The sequence below is a fragment of the Microcystis wesenbergii FACHB-1317 genome, from assembly GCF_014696875.1.
Lineage (GTDB): Bacteria > Cyanobacteriota > Cyanobacteriia > Cyanobacteriales > Microcystaceae > Microcystis > Microcystis wesenbergii_A.
In genome coordinates this window covers 1-21,311 of sequence record NZ_JACJQV010000242.1, presented here as the reverse complement: position 1 = coordinate 21,311, position 21,311 = coordinate 1, and the positions used below count along the sequence as shown (strand labels likewise).

Below are 21,311 nucleotides of genomic sequence, written 5' to 3'. Positions count from 1 at the left end.
CTCAGACAAAAAAAACTCGTTTACTTTTGCGTAAACGAATTCACTTTCCATGATACGATTAATAGTCCTTTGAGTTATTTGGCAACTGCTACCGGTGCTTTGACGGGCTGGGGCTGCAGGTCGCGCAAACTTGGGAAGAGGAAGTGGTTTTCCTCCACATATTGCGCTCCAAACAGTCCTTTTTCAGCCCAGAAATAGCGATCGGTTGTATGCTCGTTACGCTTAACAATCAATAAAGCTGGTGGGCTAATGCCTATAGCTTGAATATACTTACGCGCCGCAGTTACGGGTTTATCTTCGCCACTTTCAATACTATACTGGGGTACAAGTTCAAGTATCTTACGTCCTTCTTGACGACGGCGACTCTTACGTTTCCGTTTTCTGGCCAACCCAATTACCTCCTGTTTTGGCTAATCGTTGTAATGATAGTTACAAAAGCCGTAGCGATTATATCCCTTCTAGACCAAGAAATCAAGTGTCTCTCACCAAAGCCAATTACAGACAAGTTTGACTAGAAGCTAGACTGGGACTATGTTTAAGTTTTTCTGACAAAAACACAGCCCCAAATCCCGATACAAAACTTATTATTATTAAACTTTTTTTAATATATACCGTGATCCACCCCGAAAATAGTGACCAAACCCTTGTCCTAATTGCTTTTTACTGGCTGCCCTCGACCCAAGAGAATCGCCTTTCTCTCCTGTGTAAACTGGGAAACAAAACTCGCAACCCTAGCTTTATCTGGGTTTTCTGACTTTTTACTTTTTACTTTCTTGGTATGGCCTTCTCCTCCCCCTCCCGGACTCCCCTTAGTGATGATTTTATTGCCCTCTGTCAGGCACAGATGGAACTTTTGCGGGAGCAAATGGAAGCTGACAGAAGTGCGGTTTATTTAACTGAACCTTTATCGAGTAATTTAATCCCAGTCGTTGTTTATCCCCCTTTTAATCCCCCTTCTCCCCAAAAAAAGCGGCTTTCCTTACAACCAGAGCAACCGGCGGCAGACTTGTTAACTGCGGTTAAGTTAGAAGATTTATCCCACCTCTGGAGTAATCAGGAGACCGTCAGCGGTCATCGCTTGTTTTTACCCTTAATGTATGAAGAGGGCATGATCGGATTATTGGTGACAACCAGAGAAAAACGACCTTGGCAAAGTTGGGAATTAACCCAGATGGAAAAAATCACCCAAACCCTCGCTTTAGCCTGTGTACTCGATCGCCAATTGGCAGAAGAACGTTATTATCGACAATGGCAAAGTCAGCGCCTCGATACCTTTCTCCATCAAATCCGCAATCCCCTCACCGCTTTAAAAACCTTTGGTAAACTTCTGCTCAAAAGGCTTTTAGCCGAAGAGGGTAACGATCCCGCCATTACTGGTATCCTGAGAGAAAGCGATCGAGTTCGCGACTTAATTGCCGAATTTGAGGGACAAATTCAGCAAGAAAGCGAAAATTACCCCACCGTCGATATTCCTCTCCTGCAAGCGCAATCTTCCCCCACCGCCTTTCTCTTACCTGCTGGCAGCGGCCAACTAACGCCGATCGATCTCCATGATCTTCTCGATCCGCTGCTCCTTTCGGCCCAAGCGGTAGCCAAAGAGAGAAATCTCAGTCTAGAAACGATTCACGGGGAAGATATACCACTTATTCGGGCCAATATCCCTGGTTTGCGGGAAGTATTCAGTAATTTAATTGATAATGCCCTCAAATATACTCCTGCTGGCGGAAAAGTCACCGTCGAGGTAAAAAATGTTAAGAATAGTGTAGAAATTGTTTTTAAAGACACGGGTTATGGTATTCCGACGAGCGATCAAGAAAGAATTTTTCAACGTCACTACCGGGGAGTGCAAGCAGGGGGAGATATACCGGGTACAGGATTAGGTTTAGCGATCGCCAAAGAATTAATTACCAGCATGGGGGGGAAGATTGAATTTATCAGTCCCAATCCCGAGCCAACAAGTTCCCTCTACCCCGGCACGGTTTTTCGGGTTAGTATGCCGGTTATAGCCGATGATCACCTCAGTATAGGAAAATGATCTGGTCGTAAATTCTGCCTATTTTCCCGATAGTGAGATTCCCCGATCGATCGGTTAAAATATATCGAAAATATCAGTGTCACTGGTAAATTGGCTGTGAAGCAAAGAATTAACTAATTATGGCGACTATCGAACAATTGGAACCCGCTAATAAGGCCGATGTCCTAGTATATATGCCCTACTATGCCAGGGACAAACATAGTATGCTGCCCTATGCGATCACTTTGTATCAAGGAGGATCTTTAGAAGGTCATCGTCGCATAGAAAACAGTGAAGGGATTCCCTTTGTGGCCTCTTGGTATGTATCAAAATTGCCCTCGGAATTGACCCGTTGTCGTTTACAATTTGAAGGACAGGCCGACCTAAGCTATGAGATGACGATTATTAACTCCGAGTTGATCGAATATCTCATCGATGCGATTAAAACCTTTAAGCAGCTAGGTTCGGCCGACTTTTCGCAGGGATTTTATCGGAAACTGCTGCGATTTGAAGGATAAAAGTCGGGATTTTACGGGTTAAAAGGAGCAAATCGTGGCCAAATCAGCCAAATCTATACTTATCTCTTCCCTAGAACCCCTTAGTGGTAAATCGGGAACTATCGTCGGTTTAGCGCATCTCTTGCGGCAAAAAGGACTAGAGATAAGTTACGGCAAACCAGTGGGCAATTGTCCGGGCTACGTCGATGGGCAATTGGTCGATGAGGATGTAGAATTTATTCGGCAATTATTAGAATTATCCCCCGAACAGCTGCGCTTACCCCTGATCTATACAGATGTGGATTCCGTTGCTAAACGTTTACAAGGTACAGATAAACAGGACTACGGCAATGTTCTTGCCGGCTATCTCGATCGAGTTAACAGTGATATTACCCTTCTCGAAGGACCGGGGACCCTCTGGGAAGGGAGCATTTTTCAGCTATCCATGGGGGAGATGGCCAAAATTCTCCAGACTCCGATCCTATTGGTGGCCCGCTATAGTTCTCCCCTGATTGCCGATAGTCTGCTGAAAGCGCAACAGGAATTAAATAATCAGCTGCTGGGGGTAGTAATTAGCGATATCCCCGCCGATGATTGGGATGAAGTACAATCTCTCCTTAAACCCTATCTCGCTGGCCAAGGTGTGGAAGTTTTAGGACTGTTACCCGCTAGTAAACTGCTGCGCAGTATTAGTGTTCGGGAAATTGTCCATCTTTTAGAGGCCAAAGTATTATGTCGGCCCGATCGTTTGGATTGGATGGTAGAAAGTTTAGCGATCGGGGCGATGAATGTCAACGCCGCTTTAGAATATTTTCGCAAGGGGGAAAATATGGCCGTGATTACGGGTGGCGATCGCACTGATCTACAGTTGGCTGCCCTAGAAACTTCCACTACCTGTTTAATCTTAACCGGTTCCATCTCTCCAGATCCCCTGATTCTCGGCCGGGCCGAGGATTTAGAAGTACCAATTCTCTCGGTAAATTTAGATACTCTCACCACCGTGGAAATCGTCGATCAGGCCTTCGGGAAGATTCGCTTACAGGAACAGGTAAAAGTTGCTTGTATTCGAGAATTAATGGAGGAACATTTTCAGATCGATCGCCTGTTAGAAAAGTTAACAATAGGGGCGTAATTTCTCCCCAGCTGCCGAGAATATGGCTCCATCATCCCCCCCTGTGTCCCCTCCGGTCAAAGAAAATGACTGGAGATTATTATTAAGACTACTTCCCTACGCGAAAAAGCAAAAAGCCCTACTATTTTGGTCATTAATACTTCTTTTTCCCCTATCTCTCACGGGGGCGATCCAACCCTTAATTATCGGTCAAGCGGTCTCCCTTTTGCAAAAGGAACAAACTTGGGGTTTTTTGGCTCGAATGCCCTTAACGGCAGCCATCAATACCCTAATTATTATCCTGTCGGTTTCGATTATTTTACGACTGATTTTAGGGACAACACAAGGTTATCTAGTGCAGAAAGTCGGTCAGTCAATTACTGCTAATGTCCGGGAAGATTTATTTACCCATGTTACTTCCCTTTCCTCCAGTTTTTTTGATCGCTCTCCCGTGGGACGTTTAGTCACTCGTTTAACCAGCGATGTGGAAGCATTAGGAGAAGTTTTTGCTAGTGGGGCGATCGGAGTTGTCAGTGATCTGGTCAATATTTTAGTTATTATCCTCACCATGTTTACCCTGCAATGGCAATTAGCTCTATTGTTGGTGTTGATGTTATTTCCCGTCACTGCTTTAATTATCTTTTTTCAAAAACAATACCGCACCGCTAACTATCAAGTACGCGAGGAATTATCAAAACTTAATGCCCAATTACAGGAAAATGTAGTCGGAGTTAATATTGTTCAATTATTTCGCCGCGAACGCTTTAACGCTGAAATGTTTCGCTCTATCAATACTCACTATCGTCAATCCCTAGATAAAACAATTTTTTACGATTCGGCTGTGTCGGCCACTTTGGAATGGATCGGATTAATTGCCGTGGGAGGAGTATTATGGTTAGGCGGGATTTTGATTCTCCAGAAAACCATTGATTTTGGGGTTTTATCGGCTTTTATTTTATTCTCCCAACGTCTCTTTAATCCCCTGCGTCAGTTTGCCGAAAAATTTACCATGTTTCAATCGGGTTTTACTGCTATCGAACGCATTGGGGAATTAATTAGTATTCCCATTGAAATCGCCGATACTAACAGTTCTAAAGAGCTTTATTTTCCAGAAAAACGTCAAACTGGCGAGATTATTTTTAAAAATGTTTGGTTTGGTTATAAACCCGATGAATATATTATCAAAGGTCTCAATTTTACCATTCATCCCGGGGAAAAAGTCGCTTTAGTCGGTCCCACTGGTGCGGGAAAAAGTTCGATTATTCGTCTTCTCTGTCGTCTTTACGAACCGAGTAAGGGCAGAATTCTAGTGGATGGTATCGATATCCGTTATCTTCCCCAAGCGGAATTAAGACGTTATATCGGTGTCATTCTCCAAGAAACTTTTCTCTTTGCTGGAGATGTTACTCGCAATATTACTTTAGGAGAAACTTATGATTTTGACCAAGTTAAGGCAGCGGCTAAATTAACTAATATCGATCACTTGATCGAGGAGTTACCCGATGGTTATCATACCCTTTTACGCGAACGGGGCGCAAATTTATCGGGAGGACAAAAACAATTACTCGCTTTTGCAAGAGTCGCTATTCGTAACCCCGAAATTCTAGTTTTAGATGAAGCTACCGCTAGTTTAGACGTGGGGACAGAAGTATTAATTCAAGAAGCTTTAGAACAGATTTTAGTTGATCGTACTGCTATTATTATCGCCCATCGTCTCTCTACTATTCGCGATGTCGATCGAATTCTTGTCCTTAAACGCGGGGAATTAGTCGAATCGGGAACCCATGAAGATTTATTAACTAAAGACGGTCTCTACGCTAGTTTATATAAACTGCAAATGTTAGGCACAGATAGTTAACAGTGATCAGTGATCAGTTAACAGTTATCAGTTATCAGTGATCAGTTTAAAGTGATAAGTTTTAAGTTTTAAATGATATTATAGCGTTTCCTAAGCTAGTGAGGTACACCTATTTTTCTTCCCTTTTGCCTTTTGCCTCTTGCATGAGTGCCTAAAACCCATAACTTTTGTACCTCAGCAGACTGAAAAACGCTATATTCACCGATCAATCTTCACTAATTACTGTTTACTGATAACTGTTTACTGATTACTGATAACTGACAAATCCCCCACTCCCTTCCAAAAATGCCTTCACCAGAATCCGCTCCATTGTTATCACAACTGCAAAAAAAAGTCAATAGTTTAGATGTACCATTTTATGCACCAGGGCATAAGCAGGGGGAAGGAATCGGGGAAGATTTAAGTAATTTACTGGGAAAAAGCGTCTTTAAAGCCGATTTACCCGAATTACCCGACCTTGATAATTTGTTTGCCCCGACGGGAGTGATTAAAGAAGCGCAAATTTTAGCAGCCGAGACATTTGGGGCAGATAAAAGCTGGTTTTTAGTCAATGGTTCCAGTTGTGGCATTATTGCGGCGATTTTAGCCACTTGCGGCGAGGGAGATAAAATTATTTTGGCGAGAAATATTCATAAATCGGCAATTTCGGGCTTAATTCTCTCTGGGGCGCAGCCTATCTTTATCAATCCCGAATATAATCCCACTATCGATCTAAATTTAAATATAACCCCCCAATCCCTCGCAAATGCCCTGAAACTTCATCCCGACGCCAAAGCGGTGATGGTAGTCTCTCCCACCTATCAAGGGGTTTGCTGTGACTTAAAAACTATCGCCCAGATTACCAATCATTATTCCATCCCGCTGCTCGTTGATGAGGCTCACGGGGCGCATTTTGCCTTTCATCCCGATTTACCTCCGGCTGCCCTGTCTCTCGGCGCTGATATGGCTATTCAGTCCACCCATAAGGTTTTGGGGGCCTTAACTCAAGCATCGATGTTACACTTAAAAAGCGATCGCATTAGTTCCGAAAAAGTCGATCGAGCCTTACAATTAGTTCAAACCACTAGCCCTAGTTATTTGCTTCTCGCCTCCCTTGATAGTGCTAGAAAGCAAATGGCGACGCAGGGACTAGATTTACTGACCAAAACCCTCGATTTAGCCGCTACTGCCCGAAAAGAACTCGATAAAATTCCTAATATCTCTGTTTTGGACTTTCCCCATTCTATCCCGGGTTGTCACTGGTTCGATCGCACTCGTTTAACGGTAATTGTCAAAGATTTTGGCTTAACTGGTTACGAAATAGACGATATTTTGCGAGAAAAATACGCCGTCACCGCAGAATTACCGACTTTCAGCCAACTTACTTTTATTATCTCCATCGGCAACCATCGCGAACACATTAATCGCCTAATTACTGCTTTTCAATGCCTTAAATCCCCTTCCTCTACCAGTTTACCCCCCACTCCTCCCCCAGTCACGGGAAATTTGGCTATTTCTCCTAGAAAGGCTTTTTTTGCCCCTACAGAGATAGTATCCCGGAAAAATGCCCTCGATCGTCTTAGTGCTGATGTTATCTGTCCCTATCCCCCCGGTATTCCCGTTTTGATGCCGGGAGAGTTAATTTCTCAGGAAGTCCTCGACTATCTGCAAACTATTTTAGACCTCGGTGGCACGATTACCGGCGGTAGTGATGATAATTTGGCAACTTTCAGGGTTTTAAAATAATCGCAAAATTATCTGATATATTAACCGGAAAAAGGCAGTAATAGCAATTGCCCCGATGGCTGCCATCACGGCAATGATAGCAATTTCAGGAAAACTTAGAGTTCCTTGCAGTTGCGGAATTAACAGGAAAACGAGGGTAATTGCTGCTAGAATCGGTAAATCTTTCCCTTCAATCACTTTTTTAAATAATGCCAAAACTAAGCCACCTAAGATCATAAAGGCGATGACAATTCCTACCGAGGGAACTAAACTATTTAAGGCAATTACTAATAATGTCCCTTCAAATCCTGTAAAGGCAGCATTAGCGAAGGTTTCCCCAAGAGAAAAGCGGGAAGTTTTTCTAATCACCGGAGAAGATGGGGGAATTGGAGAGGGTGGAGGAGATGGGGGAATTGGAGAAGGTGGAGGAGATGGGGAAGATGGGGGAATTGGAGAAGGTGGAGGAGATGGGGGAGGAGGATTTAAAGCGGTTAAAACTTCTCCACAGGATTGAAATCTATCCCGGGTATTTGCTAGTAACATTTTATTGAATACTTGGGCTAAATCTGCACTGATGTTGGGGGCATAATTTTGCCAATTCCAGACCTGTTTTTGCGGATCGTATAGATCATCAGGATCGCGATTAGTTAAGAGTATAACACAGGTAGCTGCTAGGGCATATAAATCTGTGGATGCCGATACCTGATTGCCTAATTGTTGTTCGGGAGGAGCAAATCCGGCTGAATAAATTGTTGTGGATTTCTCTTGTGTATTACTAGGGTTATTAGTCGCCTGTTTTACTGCCCCAAAATCGAGTAAATAGAGGCGGCCATTTTTGGATATCATGATGTTAGATGGTTTTATATCCCGGTGAATGGAACCATTTTCATGAATAAATTTGAGGATAAGAAGTAATTCTTTGAGAATGTTTTTAACTTCACTTTCTTGAAAGGGTTTTTGTTGCTGTTGGAGAATTTCTTCTAAGTTTTTACCGTCGATATATTCCTGGGCCAGATAGAAAAATTGCTCTTCTTCTCCCGTTAATTGATTCTTGACTGTTAAAGGGAAAAAAGCATAGAGATCGGGGATTTGGGGATGTTCTCGTCCTAAATCTTCTAAAACGTGCGCTTCTTGAAAAAATAAGTTTTTCGCTTTTTCTAAAGCTTGCGGACTTAAATTACCGGAAGGTTGAAATTGTTTGAGTACACATTTAGCTTTTTTGGGACTATAACGATCTACTGCTAAAAATGCTGCCCCAAATCCCCCTTGTCCTAATAGACGTTCCGGTAAATAACGTCCCCCCAAAATTAATGGCATCCCGCAAGTAATACAATATTTCTGCTCGATCGAGGTTAAGCGATTGCTATCGTCTAGGTCTAGGCACTGATTACGCGGTTTCGGACAATGGGGACGCGTGCAAATAACTTCCATAGTTACTGTTTCCCGTGGTACTGCTCTTAGTTTAGCTACTACCTGCAATTCGGGTTAAAATTTTTATTCTTAAGAAAGATTTAAAAAGAGGGTTCGTATGCTGACACGGATTCCCATTCTACTACAAGGTTAGCAGAAATTTTGGAGTTTGTCAAGTCTTTGGCCGAAAAAAATTCAGCCAGATAAGGGCGGTTATCAATCGGGTCACGCATATCAGCCAAGGCAAGGGTTCTGGCCGCGGCGTTTTGAGGTGCTTGAAAATATTGCTTTTTTTTCCCAAAGACATTAAACTCAAATGTATTGTAAATGTATTTCAGATGAATTATGACTCTATATCTAGTAGAGGATGATCGACAAGAAAGGACAAAAGAAGAGGTGAGCGAGATATGGTCGCGCATTGCCACAGTCGCATCAAAATCCCAGGCAGAGTTAATCGAAGCCCTAATCGGTGGAACAGAGGGGCGGTTATTCCTGATTATCAAAGCGATCGATCGCGCCTCCCTCGAACAAGTACTAGAAAACGCTGGGCTAGGTTGGCAACTAATCAAAGAAATGCGCTTGATTGGGCAGGACTTAGCCACTGTGCGAGAGCGCAAAGACAAAGCCAACTATCTAGTACAGTGGAATTTACCTCCGGGGCTAACGATGGAAACTTACCTGCAACGAAAAGCGGAGAAAACCCCCCTTTATGCTCAAGTGCCGGAAGTCAGTTTCGAGCGGACCTATGTTTGCGAAGACTTGAGTAAATGTCTCTGTTTCTACGATAGTCCCGATGAAGCGGCGGTAAAAAGAGCCAGAGAAGTGGTCGGCGCACCTATAGATAGTTTGACCTCGATTGAAAATATTCACCCCTAGGAGAGAACAATTATGCTCGATCGAGGCTCCGAAATCCTTTCTTTTCTGGAAGAAAGAGCCACTGACCTCAACAACGGTACAGCTAATCTCAACGTCGGTTCGGCCCTAACCAAGCTAGGAGAATCGGGCTGGTTCGGCTATGCTATACCTGAAAGCTTAGGAGGCCAGGGTGGCTCCTTACTACAGGCAGTAGAGGCGATCTCCGCTGTGTCCCAATGCTGCCTAACCACTGGTTTTGTTTTCTGGTGTCAGCGCGTCTTTATTCAATATCTGGCCGCCAGTAATAACACTTACCTACAAAACAAAATTCTACCTGCTGTTCTCAAGGGAGAGATAGCCGGAGCCACAGGACTCTCCAACGCCATGAAGTACCTCGGCGGTATCGAGGAGCTGCGTTTACAAGCAAAGATCGAGGGGGAAAACGTCACTGTTAATGGCTTCCTGCCCTGGGCCTCTAACCTCGACTCTAAGGGAGAATTTATAGTGGCCGTTGCCGCTCAAACTACATCGGGAGAAACTCTTATCCTCGCCCTTCCCTCCTTCGCAAAAGGGTTAAAACGGGGTGAAGACCTACAATTATTGGGTTTACAGGCTTCCCGCACCAGTACCCTTGAATTCGATCGAGTTCAGTTATCTCACGACTGGATGATCAGCTTGGAAGCAGCAAAATTTTTACCCTCAGTCCGCCCCTGTTTCTTGCTGTTACAATGCGGACTGGCCCTTGGCATTACGCGTAAATCCCTTGGGGAGACGGAGAAAAATTTAGGGGGAAAGGCAGCGGTAACAAGCGATCGTTATTTCTTCGCCCGGGAGCGTCTGACTCGTCTAGAAAAGACAATCGAGCAATTCAGCACCATAGAAAGCTTCGATCTCGGACGAACACGCCAACTATTCACCCTCAGAGTGGACATTACCCGGTTAGCGGTGGAATCCGTAGGGTTAGAAGCGGAAATTAAGGGAGGAAAAGGCTATTTCCGTAATAGCGACACGGCGCGACGACTGCGGGAGGTCGCCTTTTTACCTGTGTTAACTCCGAGCCTGATTCAACTAGAAAGAGAATTACAACGTCAGTCCGCTACCGATAAAATTCTCACGGGCGAACTCGATCGAGCGGGGGTGAGGGAATGAGCGTCGCCACTGATTACCCCGTCCTCACCCTCAAAAATCTCCACAAACGCTATAAAACCCGCCATGGCTACCGTACCGTTTTTGAGGATATTAACCTACAGGTGCGCTCCGGTGAGGTGGTTTGTTTGCTTGGGGCCAGTGGTTGCGGTAAATCTACCCTCCTTGCTACCGCCGCTGGTTTGCAAAGTGCCGATGGCGGAGAAATACAATTGCACTCACGACCCCTACAAGCCCCAGACATCCGCAGCTCGATCGTCTTTCAATCCCCCGCCCTTTTACCTTGGTTAACCGTTTGGCAAAACGTGGCTTTTGGTTTGAAATTAAAGCGGATGCCCCGCCTCGATCATCAGCAATTACAGGAAAGGGTTCACACCGCCGTTAAAAGCGTCAAACTAGAGGGCTTCGAGCGTGCCTATCCTCATCAACTATCGGGCGGTATGGCTCAGAGAGTTTCTCTAGCCCGCGTCCTTGCCCGCCGCCCCTCTCTCCTCCTCCTGGATGAGCCGTTTAGCGCCCTCGACGCGATTACCCGTTTCGAGATGCAAAAACTCCTCCTAGAAGTCATAGCTCTCTATCACAGCACGGTTCTCCTCGTTACCCACGACATCGATGAAGCCCTATTAGTGGCCGATCGAGTTCTTCTCATGGGCCGTCATCCGGTGGGCATCCGCCGAGAATGGACCATCTCGATGCCGAAACCCCGTTTCGAGTCAGCGAAGCTGTTGAGTGATCTACGCCAGTCAATTTTTCAAGAATTAGCCCTTGTCATGACACTGTAAATCTATGAATCTACACGATAATTGTGCTTGTTGCGGCATGAGCCGTCGAGATTTTCTGAAACTTTCGGCACTGTTTACCAGTTCCTTCGGAGCAGCGATCGCCGCCGATAATTGGAATCTCCCCGTTAACGCCAATGCCAAAGATCAGCCTGTGAAAATCGGTTATCTACCGATTACGGATGCCGCCCCCCTATTGGTAGCCCACTCGCGAAAACTTTATCAAGCGGAAGGTTTAACTGCCGAACAACCGCGCCTATTCCGTTCTTGGGCGCAGATTGTTGAAGCCTTTCTCGCTCGGCAGGTGAACGTTATTCACGTTCTTTTTCCCACCTCGATCTGGATTCGTTACGGGCGCAATTTCCCCGCTAAAATCGTCGCTTGGAACCATACCAACGGTTCAGCCCTCACCGTCCTTCCCGATATTGAAAATCCCAGGGAATTGGGAGGCAAAACGATCGCGGTTCCTTTCTGGTATTCGATTCATAATTTGGTCTTGCAACAACTCTTACAACGTAACGGGCTGAAAATAGTTCGCAAAGCCAAGGACGCGCCGATCGCGTCTAACGAGGTTAATCTAGTGGTTCTCCCGCCCCCGGATATGGTATCAGCCCTCGCCAATAAGAGCATCGGTGGTTATATCGTTGCTGAACCTTTCAACGCGGCGGCGGAAAATCTCAAAACCGGTAGGGTTCTCCGTTTCACTGGCGATGTCTGGAAGAATCACGCCTGTTGCGTCGTCTTTGTTCACGAGGAGGATATTAGGCAACGGAAACAATGGACGCAGCGGGTGGTAAACGCCCTCGTTAAAGCTCAACTCTGGTCACGGAGCAATCGCTCCGAAGTGGCCCGGATTCTCTCTAAAGATGGCGGAAAATATACGCCTCACCCGCTGCCGGTATTGCAACGGGCGCTTACTTACTATGATCGCAATTTCTATAAAAAAGACGGAGCAATCCAGAATCCAGCTTGGCAGGTCAACCGGATCGATTTCCAGCCCTATCCTTTCCCTTCCTATACCGAGGAACTGGTACGCTTACTCAAAACCACTCAGGTGGAAGGAAATACGGATTTTCTCCAAAAACTGCAACCCCGACAGGTGGCGCGGGATCTCGTGGATGACTCTTTTGTCCGTAATGCCTTGCAACAGGTGGGCGGACCGAAAGCTTTCGGCTTACCGAATAATCTCTCCCGCATCGAGACGATCAAATTTTAAAGATCCGAACCCATGAAGTCACAATCTTTGACCTCCCCGCCAATATCTTTACTACCCTTATGGGGTATCGGTTTTGGATTATTGCTCTGGTGGCTATTTACCAGTCCTCTATGGCACTCAAACCCGATTTTAAATGATTTTTCCCCTGAGCGCTCTTTTGTCGCTTTATTACAGCTTTTTGTTGGGGGGGAGATTATGCCCCATATCCTCACCAGTTGCCGCCGGGTTCTTGTGGGCTTAGTTCTCGCTAGTGCCATCGGTGTGCCTTTGGGGATATTAATCGGGTTGTATCGCTCCCTTGAATCGGCTTTGTCGGCCCTATTTCAATTTCTACGCATGATCTCGCCCCTTTCTTGGATGCCTTTAGCGGTGATGGTTTTGGGAATTGGTGATCTACCCGTGTATTTTTTGCTGACAGTGGCGGCCATCTGGCCGATCCTTCTCAATACGGCTGCTGGGGTTAATGCGGTTGATCGCTCTTGGTTGACTTTAGCCCGCAGTCTCTGTGCTACCCGAGGGGAAACGGTTTTCCAGATTATTCTGCCTGCGATCCTCTCCCATCTCTTAACTGGTTTCCGTTTGGCTATCGGTATTATCTGGATCGTTCTTGTCCCGGCGGAAATGCTGGGGGTTAGTGCGGGTTTGGGTTATTATATTCTCGATACACGCGATCGACTCGCCTATTCAGAGTTGATGGCGGTGATTCTCGTTATTGGCGCGATCGGTTATCTGCTCGATTGGGGTTTGCGTCTGGCTCATCGCTCTTGGACGCATCAAGATTAGCCTCTTGGTTCAACTATGTGGGAAGTGGGAAGTGGGAAGTCTTGGCGCTTTTCCTTGATTGAAAGAGCGGGCTAGACGACTAACACCAGTGTGTAATAACTGTTCCAAACTTTGGCGATCGCTGATAGCTTGAAAATTGATCACAAAACAGGTTAAACCTAGTCCAAAGAGGATAAAAGTGGGGGCCATAACCACACCAATCATCAACCAGGTGGCGACATGGAGAAACATGGTGATGGCGAACAACAAAGCTAGGGAAGCAATGGGGAAGATTTGACTGGTAGGACGACCGAAATAGAGAAAAAGAACCGTTAAAAGGGTGGTTACTAAGTTAGCGGGTACTAAAAAGGCACAAATCGAGACGCAATAGTTGCGGGAAAATTCAGCGAGAGTATTAAAATCTATCATTAATATTACTTTACAATTGCCTGAGTCTTAGTACTCTCGATTGTAGCGAAAAATTTAGATGATCGGGGTGAAGGTGACTAAAGAGGGATAAAGCTGTGGTGCAATAGATTTTGGAGAGGGAGCTAAAACGAGGATCGGGGTATAGATCCTCCGGTTATAATGAAATCTGGGAAAATGACACCGCCCCATCCCGAAAACTCTCACCCCTTGCTAGGTATAATTGATCGCAGGAAAAATTTTATGAGTAAATTTGTCTTTGTCACCGGGGGAGTCGTCTCCAGTATTGGGAAAGGAATTGTCGCCGCTAGTTTGGGAAGATTGTTGAAAAGTCGGGATTATTCCGTCTCAATTCTGAAATTAGACCCCTATATCAACGTGGATCCGGGTACGATGAGTCCTTTTCAACACGGAGAGGTATTTGTCACCGATGATGGGGCTGAAACCGACCTCGACCTTGGCCACTACGAACGTTTTACCGATACGGAACTCTCCCGTCTCAATAGCGTGACTACCGGCTCGATTTATCAAGCGGTATTGAATAAAGAGCGCCGTGGTGCTTATATGGGGGGAACTGTGCAGGTAATCCCCCATATTACCAACGAAATCAAGGAAAGGATTCTCCGGGTAGCCAAGGATACCAACCCCGATATTGTCATCACAGAAATTGGTGGTACGGTGGGAGATATCGAATCTCTGCCTTTTTTAGAAGCAATTAGGCAATTTAGGAAGGATGTAGGTCGAAATAACGTGGTTTATATGCACGTTACCCTAATTCCTTGGATTCCGGCCGCTAAGGAGATGAAAACTAAACCGACGCAACACTCGGTCAAGGAATTAAGATCGATCGGTATTCAACCGGATGTGTTGGTCTGTCGTTGTCATCTACCCCTACAACCGGGGTTAAAAGAAAAACTCTCAGCTTTCTGTGATGTGCCGGTGGAATCGGTGATTACTGCTCAGGATGCCAGCAGTATCTACGAAGTTCCTCTTAATCTGGAAAAAGAGGGATTAGCGCAACAAACCCTAGAATTATTCAACCTCAGTCCCCGATACCCCCATCTGGAGGAGTGGGAAAATCTCATCCGACAGATGCAATCCCCCGGTCAAAAATTAGAGATAGCTATCGTCGGGAAATATGTGCAGTTGGGGGATGCTTATCTCTCGGTGGTGGAGGCCCTCAAACACGCTGCTATTGCCCTTAATAGCGAGATAGAATTGCGTTGGGTAAGTGCCGAAGATGTGGATAATGATTCGGCCGAAGCTCATTTAAGCGGTGTTGACGGTATTGTGGTACCCGGTGGTTTTGGGATTAGGGGTGTGGATGGCAAAATTAAGGCGATCGAGTATGCTAGGGTCAATAATATTCCTTTCTTGGGTCTCTGTTTAGGGATGCAGTGTTCGATTATCGAATGGGGTCGCAATGTGGCCCGATTGGAAAGGGCCAATAGTTCCGAATTTGAAGAGGATACACCGAATCCGGTGATTAATTTACTGCCAGAACAGGCAGATGTGGTAGATTTAGGGGGAACAATGCGCTTAGGTCTCTATCCCTGCCGTTTAAATCCCGATAGTCTGGCTTTCTCCCTCTACGGTCAAGAGGTTATCTATGAGCGCCATCGTCACCGTTACGAGTTCAATAATGCCTATCGTAGTCTCTTTTTTGAGACTGGTTATCTGGTGAGTGGCACTTCTCCCGATGGTCGTTTGGTGGAAATTATCGAACTACCAAAACATCCTTTCTTTATTGCTACCCAATTTCACCCCGAATTTCGCTCTCGTCCCAATAAAGCTCATCCTCTCTTTTCTGGTTTCATGAAAGCGGCCCTCAAGAGTGCAGAGCAAAAGTTCTCCCTGAGTAGTCAGCATTCGGCTATTAGTTAGGGTTTGCTGGTCTGATTGGCTCTAAATCTGGTTTTTTTGGGGGTAAACCCCCGAAAATTTGTCATCTTAACCCCAGTTTGGCCTAGGGTTTTCCGAATTGACGTTGATAAACTACTTCTTCCTTGCCAGATTCCAGTTTAATATCGGAGCGAGGATAGGCCACACATAACAAAGCATAGCCTTCTTTTTGCAGGTCGGGGGATAATCCCATGCCCTCACCTTGTTCGACGCTACCCTGGGAAAGTTGAGCGGCACAGGTAGTACATACGCCCGCATTGCAAGAACTGGGTAAGTCAATCCCCGCATCGTAGGCCGCTTGTAGTATAGTTTGATCTTCCCTAACTTCGATCGTTTGTGTTGTTCCTAAATGAGAAATTTCTACTTTGTAGGTTGTGGTCATAGCTAATGAATGATGCTTTGAACGTCACCCATTTTATCATTCTAGATACCCCAAACAAAATCGATCGCACTAATCCTACGATGAGCGATCAAATGACTGATCACAAACAACTGACAACTAAACCCTAATAATTCCATCTTGGGCCTTTTTCGCCACCGCTTCGGCTCTTCTTGTTTTCGTGTGATCCCCTTCAAATGCTAGTTCCAAATCATTGCCACTTTGCCAACTGAAATATCCCGCATTGTAGCATATCCTGAGGGCGGAATAACAATTTTTCCTGTGCGATCGCGTCTTCCCAAAGTTTGATTAATAGAGAGATATATAAGCGATCGCTGCTGATAGTAAAAGGTGTGTCACCGCAGTAACACACCTTTATTAGTGTTGATTTTCGTTGTTTCAACCTAATCTAGAAGAAGGGGCGATCGCTTATGACAAAAATTGCTATCATAGAAACTATTGATATTCAATGATTTAGGGGTAATCATAATGACACAGTTAACTGAAGAACGAAAACAAGAGATTATTGCTGAAGTTTTAGCAGCGAGAGCAAACCGTGAACAATTTCTATTAGAGATGAAACAACGGCAACAAGCAGGGTTAAAAATTGCTCAAAAATGTGCTAGTCTCCTTAAAGAGAAGTATGGAGTCACGAAAGTTGTTTTATTTGGTTCATTGTTAAATTATGAAGAAATAACTCCCCATTCTGATCTTGATTTAGCGGTTTGGGATTTACCAGAGAAAGATTATTTTAAGGCGATAGCAGAGTTAGATAATGGACAGGATTTTGAGGTGGATTTAGTAGAAGTTCAAAAGGCTCATCCTTATATTTTAGAGGCAATTGCTCAGGGGGTCGAATTATGACTAATTTATCAATTCAAGATAGAATTAATCAAGAACTCAATAAAATTCTTCAAGCCCTACAACAGTTAGAGATATTTTTAAGAGAATTATCTAATCAATCGGATTTCATGTATCAAAACGCATTAATTAATTCTATTGCGCTTAATTTGCATGGAGTTTATACTGGAATTGAGCGTATATTTGAAGTGATTGCTAAAAAAATTGATCAAAGATTCCCAACGGGGGATAAATGGCATCGAGATTTATTAGAGCAAATGTCTGTTGATATACCTAGGGTGAGAAAAGCAGTTATTACAGAAGAAACAAGGCTCATTTTGGATGAATTAAGGCGGTTTCGTCATCTGGTGAGAAGTGCTTATTCTTGCCAATTAGATGAGGAAAAGGTTTTAATCATCCCCCATCAAATTGTTAATTCTTATCAAACCATAATCAATGAAATTCAATTGTTTTGTCATAATTTAAGTAAGGGAAAAACTTAATTAAAGATAACTGGTAATCGCACTGAATCTAAGTAAAGTGTATCAGGGCAAACATCTTGTTCATGAGGCCATAAGCAAAGTTATTCTGGACTTAAACGTACCTGTAGGGGCAAACCCCCTGTGGTTGACCCCGTGTTGCCCCTGTAGCGCACTAAGCAATACAAGCGCGTAAATCATTAAGAGTAATCATCAACGTCATCGGTTCAAGAGGAGACACATCAAAACCTAAAGCCAAATAAAAATTCTTAGCTTCTTCTGAAATAGCATGAACAATAATTCCCCGAATACCAATGGTATCAGCCGCTTTAACAACCCGTAGCGCACCATCACGAAATAAACCGCATCCTAAACCTTGACCTTGGGAAGAAGTATCTACTGCCAATCGTGCCAAAATTACCACTGGAATTGGGTTAGGCATATTCCGCCGAAATTTACCATTAGCTGATTGTATACTAATCGCCCCGGAAGCAAGGGCGTAATACCCAACTACCCTATTGTCAACGCAGGTAACAAAAGTTCTAGTTGCACCACTGGCTTGATTAGCATAAGCTCGACGCTTCAACCAATCATCAAGAGAAGTAATTCCGCAGGAAAAATCAGTGATTGAGTGATAACTAGCCAGAGGTTCAGGTGGTGTCAAATTCATTCCTTCTCCCAAGGTGCGAGCGTCTGCATGGTTTTGCGTAAACGTTCATTAGGTTGAGGTGGTGCATCTAGAAGTGCGATAAATTCTGCATAAGCCTCTGGACTAGCCAAAAAAATAGTACGTTCGAGCAAAGTTTCCTCCGCAGCATTCCGCGCGGCTTCCAAAATAAAATCAGTTCTATTCTTACCTTGCACTTTGGCTGCCATATCGATCAAATTGCGTTCTTCTGGCTTAATTCGCAAATTTAGGGTATTACGCGGAGTCCTACTTTTTGTTTTACTACTCATAAGATGGGTGTGTAATTCCAAACTTAATTATTTTAACATAATGTAGTGACAACGACATTACATTAGACATCTCCAAAAATTATAACCCAGTCACAGCTTGCTTTTGCTCTATGTACTAACTAAACAGTTCGATAGCTGTAATGTATATCTAAGTAGGTAGGCACAATTATTTGTAGGATGGGTTAGCGGTAGCGTAACCCATGCGGGCGTTGGGTTTCATGCTTCAACCGTTCGGACCTCGGCGTGAGCTCGGTCGAACGCTGAGCTCACGGCCGAAGCCCAACCTACGTTCATTTTATATTTAATTCCACCCACCTACTTATCGTTGCTAATTCAATTTAGCTGAAAAAATATGAGGCAATTAAAATAATTTTTATTCGGGTAGATTCCTTAACTAGAAAGACTTTTAGTCTTGAGATTATATTAGGTCGAGGTCTATTATGTACGATACGATTCCATCTAATGTCTTGGGATCGGCAGTTGGTTGTCCCATTTTTCTGACTTCTGCTTCTAAGTTGTTAGCGAAAGAGTTGCGATCGCCGCTCATTGCCCTACTGAGTTGAAATGACAATAATCATCAACGCTGTAAGGCTTGTCACTAAAGTAACACACCTTAAATAAAATATTGTTGGGTTTCGTTGCCTCAACCCAACCTACAAGATCAGCGATCGCACTGAAAATTTCTGGAGCCCAGTGGAATGAAGAAAATATCCCTCAAGTGCTTAAACACCGCTGTGCTTACCTAAATAACAGTCTTTAGCTATTGAATAGTATTTATGTTCTGACAAAACTGACTTGCTCCCGGTGAGAAGTGCTTATTCTTGCCAATTAGATGAGGAAAAGGTTTTAATCATCGCCCATCAAATTGTTAATTCTTATCAAACCATAATCAATGACATTCAATTGTTTTGTCATAATTTAAGTAAGGGAGAAACTTAATTAAAGATAACCCAATTTACAAGATCAGCTTCGGTGCGCTTTCAGCGAGTGGCGTGCTGCTATGCAGTGCCGTAGGCATCCCACTGAATCTAAGTAAAGAGGACTGACGCAGGTACGCTACCCGTAGGGGCAATTCATGAATTGTCCCTACGGTTAGACAAGATTTATAGTGCTATTGGGTAAGTCCTAACACCTTAAATCAAATATTGTTGGGTTTCGTTGCCTCAACCCAACCTACAAGAGCGGCGTGCTGCTATGCAGTGCCGTAGGTATCGCACTATTATTGAGGAATTAATTTAATTAAACTTCTTAAGGTCGCATTAACGGATTCCGAATTAGGAAAATACTTTTTAACATCAGGATCAAGAATAATTACATCATTTTGCGCTGGAAAATGTTCAACCGTTTTTGTTCCATCTTCATGATGAATAGTAACGCTATGACCTTCCCGATACTGTTGGTAATATTTTCCGCAAACAGGATTTTTAAGTTGACTTAAATCATATTCTTCTCGCAAGTCATCTTCTAATTCATCTTGGATTTTCTCGTTCATAATATCTCCTTTCTTTGGGTGTAACTAATCTTGCACTAATTAAACGAATTTTATGATCACGATCCGTATAAGAAACAAATAGAAATTTACTTTGATCTGATAAACCTATTATAAGATAGCGATTCTCTCCTGTAGAATGGTCAGGATCATCGAAATTTACAGCTAAGGGATCATCAAATACGGTGGATGCTTCTTCAAAAGAAATGTTATGTTTTCTTTGATTTATTTTTGCTTTCTGTTTATCCTATTCAAATGCTAGTTCCAAATCATTGCCACTTTGCCAACTGAAATATCCCGCATTGTAGCATATCCTGATGGCGGAATAACAATTTTTCCTGTGCGATCGCGTCTTGCCAAAGTTTGACCAATAGAGAGATATATAAGTGATCGCTGCTGATAGTAAAAGGTATGTCACCGCAGTAACACACCTTTATTATTGTTGGGTTTCGTTGTTTCAACCCAATCGAGAAGAAGAAGCGATCGCATTAGCTTTGGCTGAAAAGGGTTATCTGTTCTGCTAATGCGTTCAGGTATGCTTCTACTACAACTTCCATATTTGCTCCACTTGCTGACTGCAAACTCTGAATAGCTTGTCCCATGTATTTATCAGTGAAAGTCAGTGAGTTAACTATATTTTGGAGAGAGTTTTCAAGGGTGTTCATTGTCGATGAAAGTTGCTGTATTGTCTGGAGAGCATAATTTGTCTGAAACGTCTGATTAGAAAGGCTGTTAGACTGTTGAGTTAGATCACTGATGTCTTGTTCAACTGTTTTATGCCTCACGATTAAATTTGCTAACTCCTCTGATGCCCAGCCCAAAGATCCTAGAATTCCAACCAGTATGCTATGCCTTTCTATGATAGTTCTTCGTTCTGCCTCCTTGCTATTTAGGCGACTTTTTAATCCTGCTAATTGACTGTTCAACTGGTTTGCGTTGGCATTTAATATTTGTTCATCGGTGAGAATAGTATTGCGATATTCTGACATATTACTAAAAGCTTTGTAATTAGTTTGAATAACATCTTTTAGAGTAGCAGAGAGTTTATAGCAATTCTCTGACTTATGAGGTACAGTAGCAACAGTGAGTAAACCAATTGCGAATATCTTTTTGAGTAACTTCTAACATAGCCAATTCAATCCCTTCTATTAAGTCTTTGTAAGTTCTCGCCTTCAGTTTTCTTAACGTCGCTTTCACTTTTGACCAAAAGTTTTCAATAGGAGAGAATTCGGGAGAATAAGGAGGTAAATAGATGAGTCTAGCTTTTTCTTGTTCGATTATTTCTCTGACCATTTCTCCGAGATGAATCTTGGCGTTATCCATGAGCAGACAGTCTCCTTCTTTAATTTTTGGCAGCACTTCCTTTAGAATAAATCCTTCAAATGTTACCGCATCCACTGCACCGTATATGTTGACTGATGCGACAACTTTTTCTAAGCTTATAGCACTAATTATTGAAATATTTTTCCCTCTTTTTTGTGGTTTTC

The 21,311-nt window shown here is 43.7% G+C and carries 24 protein-coding genes and 1 pseudogene; 15 read left to right on the top strand and 10 right to left on the bottom strand.

What is annotated here, in order from left to right; all coding sequences use genetic code 11:
- Positions 1 to 74: 74 nt before the first annotated feature.
- Entirely contained in the window at positions 75 to 389 is a 315-nt protein-coding gene (locus H6F92_RS24895) for a DUF3155 domain-containing protein (protein WP_004268081.1), read from the bottom strand.
- Between the two features lie 389 nt (positions 390 to 778).
- Here H6F92_RS24895 and H6F92_RS24890 point away from each other — a divergent pair, with 389 nt between their 5' ends.
- The 5 genes from H6F92_RS24890 (at position 779) to H6F92_RS24870 (ending at position 7,205) form a co-directional block, all read left to right on the top strand.
- Positions 779 to 2,035: a GAF domain-containing sensor histidine kinase gene (locus H6F92_RS24890; protein ID WP_190359880.1), complete on the top strand. Its 1,257-nt coding sequence runs from the start codon at positions 779 to 781 to the stop codon at positions 2,033 to 2,035.
- 119 nt (positions 2,036 to 2,154) lie between these two features.
- Entirely contained in the window at positions 2,155 to 2,532 is a 378-nt protein-coding gene (ebsA, locus tag H6F92_RS24885; protein ID WP_190359879.1) for a type IV pilus biogenesis protein EbsA, read from the top strand.
- A 34-nt stretch (positions 2,533 to 2,566) separates the two neighbouring features.
- A complete protein-coding gene (locus H6F92_RS24880) occupies positions 2,567 to 3,643 on the top strand; it encodes a phosphotransacetylase family protein (RefSeq protein ID WP_190359878.1) in 1,077 nt (358 codons plus the stop codon).
- A 22-nt stretch (positions 3,644 to 3,665) separates the two neighbouring features.
- Positions 3,666 to 5,480, top strand: coding sequence for an ABC transporter ATP-binding protein (locus H6F92_RS24875; RefSeq protein ID WP_190359877.1), 1,815 nt, complete (start codon positions 3,666 to 3,668; stop codon positions 5,478 to 5,480).
- A 285-nt stretch (positions 5,481 to 5,765) separates the two neighbouring features.
- On the top strand, positions 5,766 to 7,205 hold the full coding sequence (locus H6F92_RS24870; RefSeq protein WP_190359876.1) for an aminotransferase class I/II-fold pyridoxal phosphate-dependent enzyme: 1,440 nt from the start codon (positions 5,766 to 5,768) through the stop codon (positions 7,203 to 7,205).
- On the opposite strand, the gene H6F92_RS24865 is transcribed toward H6F92_RS24870, so the two are convergent.
- Entirely contained in the window at positions 7,197 to 8,615 is a 1,419-nt protein-coding gene (locus H6F92_RS24865) for a serine/threonine-protein kinase (RefSeq protein WP_190359875.1), read from the bottom strand. The two genes, H6F92_RS24870 and H6F92_RS24865, sit on opposite strands and share 9 nt — an antisense overlap.
- A 324-nt stretch (positions 8,616 to 8,939) precedes the next feature.
- On the opposite strand from H6F92_RS24865, the gene H6F92_RS24860 reads away from it, so the two are divergent.
- The 5 genes from H6F92_RS24860 to H6F92_RS24840 are packed head-to-tail and all read left to right on the top strand — an operon-like array spanning position 8,940 to position 13,373.
- Positions 8,940 to 9,470 carry a DUF4242 domain-containing protein gene (locus H6F92_RS24860; protein ID WP_190359874.1) on the top strand — a complete coding sequence of 177 codons (531 nt, stop codon included), beginning with the start codon at positions 8,940 to 8,942 and terminating at the stop codon, positions 9,468 to 9,470.
- A gap of 12 nt (positions 9,471 to 9,482) precedes the next feature.
- Positions 9,483 to 10,598 carry an acyl-CoA dehydrogenase family protein gene (locus H6F92_RS24855; RefSeq protein ID WP_190359873.1) on the top strand — a complete coding sequence of 372 codons (1,116 nt, stop codon included), beginning with the start codon at positions 9,483 to 9,485 and terminating at the stop codon, positions 10,596 to 10,598.
- Positions 10,595 to 11,377: an ABC transporter ATP-binding protein gene (locus H6F92_RS24850; RefSeq protein WP_190359872.1), complete on the top strand. Its 783-nt coding sequence runs from the start codon at positions 10,595 to 10,597 to the stop codon at positions 11,375 to 11,377. Before H6F92_RS24855 ends, H6F92_RS24850 begins: the two co-directional genes overlap by 4 nt.
- Positions 11,378 to 11,381: 4 nt before the next feature.
- Positions 11,382 to 12,590, top strand: a complete 1,209-nt coding sequence (locus tag H6F92_RS24845; protein ID WP_190359871.1) for an ABC transporter substrate-binding protein — start codon at positions 11,382 to 11,384, stop codon at positions 12,588 to 12,590.
- Between the two features lie 12 nt (positions 12,591 to 12,602).
- Entirely contained in the window at positions 12,603 to 13,373 is a 771-nt protein-coding gene (locus tag H6F92_RS24840; RefSeq protein WP_190359870.1) for an ABC transporter permease, read from the top strand.
- Between the two features lie 9 nt (positions 13,374 to 13,382).
- On the opposite strand, the gene H6F92_RS24835 is transcribed toward H6F92_RS24840, so the two are convergent.
- On the bottom strand, positions 13,383 to 13,781 hold the full coding sequence (locus tag H6F92_RS24835) for a hypothetical protein (RefSeq protein WP_190359869.1): 399 nt from the start codon (positions 13,779 to 13,781) through the stop codon (positions 13,383 to 13,385).
- Positions 13,782 to 14,021: 240 nt separating this feature from the next.
- On the opposite strand from H6F92_RS24835, the gene H6F92_RS24830 reads away from it, so the two are divergent.
- On the top strand, positions 14,022 to 15,662 hold the full coding sequence (locus H6F92_RS24830) for a CTP synthase (RefSeq protein ID WP_190359868.1): 1,641 nt from the start codon (positions 14,022 to 14,024) through the stop codon (positions 15,660 to 15,662).
- An 82-nt stretch (positions 15,663 to 15,744) separates the two neighbouring features.
- Here H6F92_RS24830 and H6F92_RS24825 read toward each other — a convergent pair whose 3' ends face one another.
- Positions 15,745 to 16,062, bottom strand: a complete 318-nt coding sequence (locus H6F92_RS24825; RefSeq protein ID WP_002768334.1) for a 2Fe-2S iron-sulfur cluster-binding protein — start codon at positions 16,060 to 16,062, stop codon at positions 15,745 to 15,747.
- 5 nt (positions 16,063 to 16,067) lie between these two features.
- On the opposite strand from H6F92_RS24825, the gene H6F92_RS26655 reads away from it, so the two are divergent.
- The 3 genes from H6F92_RS26655 (at position 16,068) to H6F92_RS24815 (ending at position 17,402) form a co-directional block, all read left to right on the top strand.
- A complete protein-coding gene (locus H6F92_RS26655) occupies positions 16,068 to 16,190 on the top strand; it encodes a hypothetical protein (protein ID WP_274518326.1) in 123 nt (40 codons plus the stop codon).
- Between the two features lie 358 nt (positions 16,191 to 16,548).
- A complete protein-coding gene (locus tag H6F92_RS24820; protein WP_002757633.1) occupies positions 16,549 to 16,923 on the top strand; it encodes a nucleotidyltransferase family protein in 375 nt (124 codons plus the stop codon).
- Positions 16,920 to 17,402, top strand: a complete 483-nt coding sequence (locus H6F92_RS24815; RefSeq protein ID WP_190359867.1) for a ribonuclease toxin HepT-like protein — start codon at positions 16,920 to 16,922, stop codon at positions 17,400 to 17,402. The genes H6F92_RS24820 and H6F92_RS24815 overlap by 4 nt, the downstream gene beginning before the upstream one ends.
- A gap of 151 nt (positions 17,403 to 17,553) precedes the next feature.
- Here H6F92_RS24815 and H6F92_RS24810 read toward each other — a convergent pair whose 3' ends face one another.
- Positions 17,554 to 18,048 carry a GNAT family N-acetyltransferase gene (locus H6F92_RS24810; RefSeq protein ID WP_052276780.1) on the bottom strand — a complete coding sequence of 165 codons (495 nt, stop codon included), beginning with the start codon at positions 18,046 to 18,048 and terminating at the stop codon, positions 17,554 to 17,556.
- Complete coding sequence (locus H6F92_RS24805) at positions 18,045 to 18,335, bottom strand: type II toxin-antitoxin system TacA family antitoxin (RefSeq protein ID WP_190359866.1); 291 nt, start codon at positions 18,333 to 18,335, stop codon at positions 18,045 to 18,047. The genes H6F92_RS24810 and H6F92_RS24805 overlap by 4 nt, the downstream gene beginning before the upstream one ends.
- A 440-nt stretch (positions 18,336 to 18,775) precedes the next feature.
- Between H6F92_RS24805 and H6F92_RS26650 the strand changes: the two genes are divergently transcribed.
- Positions 18,776 to 18,898 carry a hypothetical protein gene (locus H6F92_RS26650; protein ID WP_265795352.1) on the top strand — a complete coding sequence of 41 codons (123 nt, stop codon included), beginning with the start codon at positions 18,776 to 18,778 and terminating at the stop codon, positions 18,896 to 18,898.
- 656 nt (positions 18,899 to 19,554) lie between these two features.
- Here H6F92_RS26650 and H6F92_RS24800 read toward each other — a convergent pair.
- From H6F92_RS24800 to H6F92_RS24785, 4 genes and pseudogenes are all read right to left on the bottom strand, one after another.
- Complete coding sequence (locus H6F92_RS24800; RefSeq protein WP_012266237.1) at positions 19,555 to 19,827, bottom strand: hypothetical protein; 273 nt, start codon at positions 19,825 to 19,827, stop codon at positions 19,555 to 19,557.
- Positions 19,805 to 20,053 carry a BrnT family toxin gene (locus tag H6F92_RS24795; RefSeq protein WP_190359921.1) on the bottom strand — a complete coding sequence of 83 codons (249 nt, stop codon included), beginning with the start codon at positions 20,051 to 20,053 and terminating at the stop codon, positions 19,805 to 19,807. Before H6F92_RS24795 ends, H6F92_RS24800 begins: the two co-directional genes overlap by 23 nt.
- A gap of 259 nt (positions 20,054 to 20,312) precedes the next feature.
- Positions 20,313 to 20,813, bottom strand: coding sequence for a hypothetical protein (locus H6F92_RS24790; protein WP_190359865.1), 501 nt, complete (start codon positions 20,811 to 20,813; stop codon positions 20,313 to 20,315).
- A gap of 73 nt (positions 20,814 to 20,886) precedes the next feature.
- Positions 20,887 to 21,311 (bottom strand): annotated as a pseudogene (locus H6F92_RS24785) (IS630-like element ISMae26 family transposase); the annotation flags it as partial.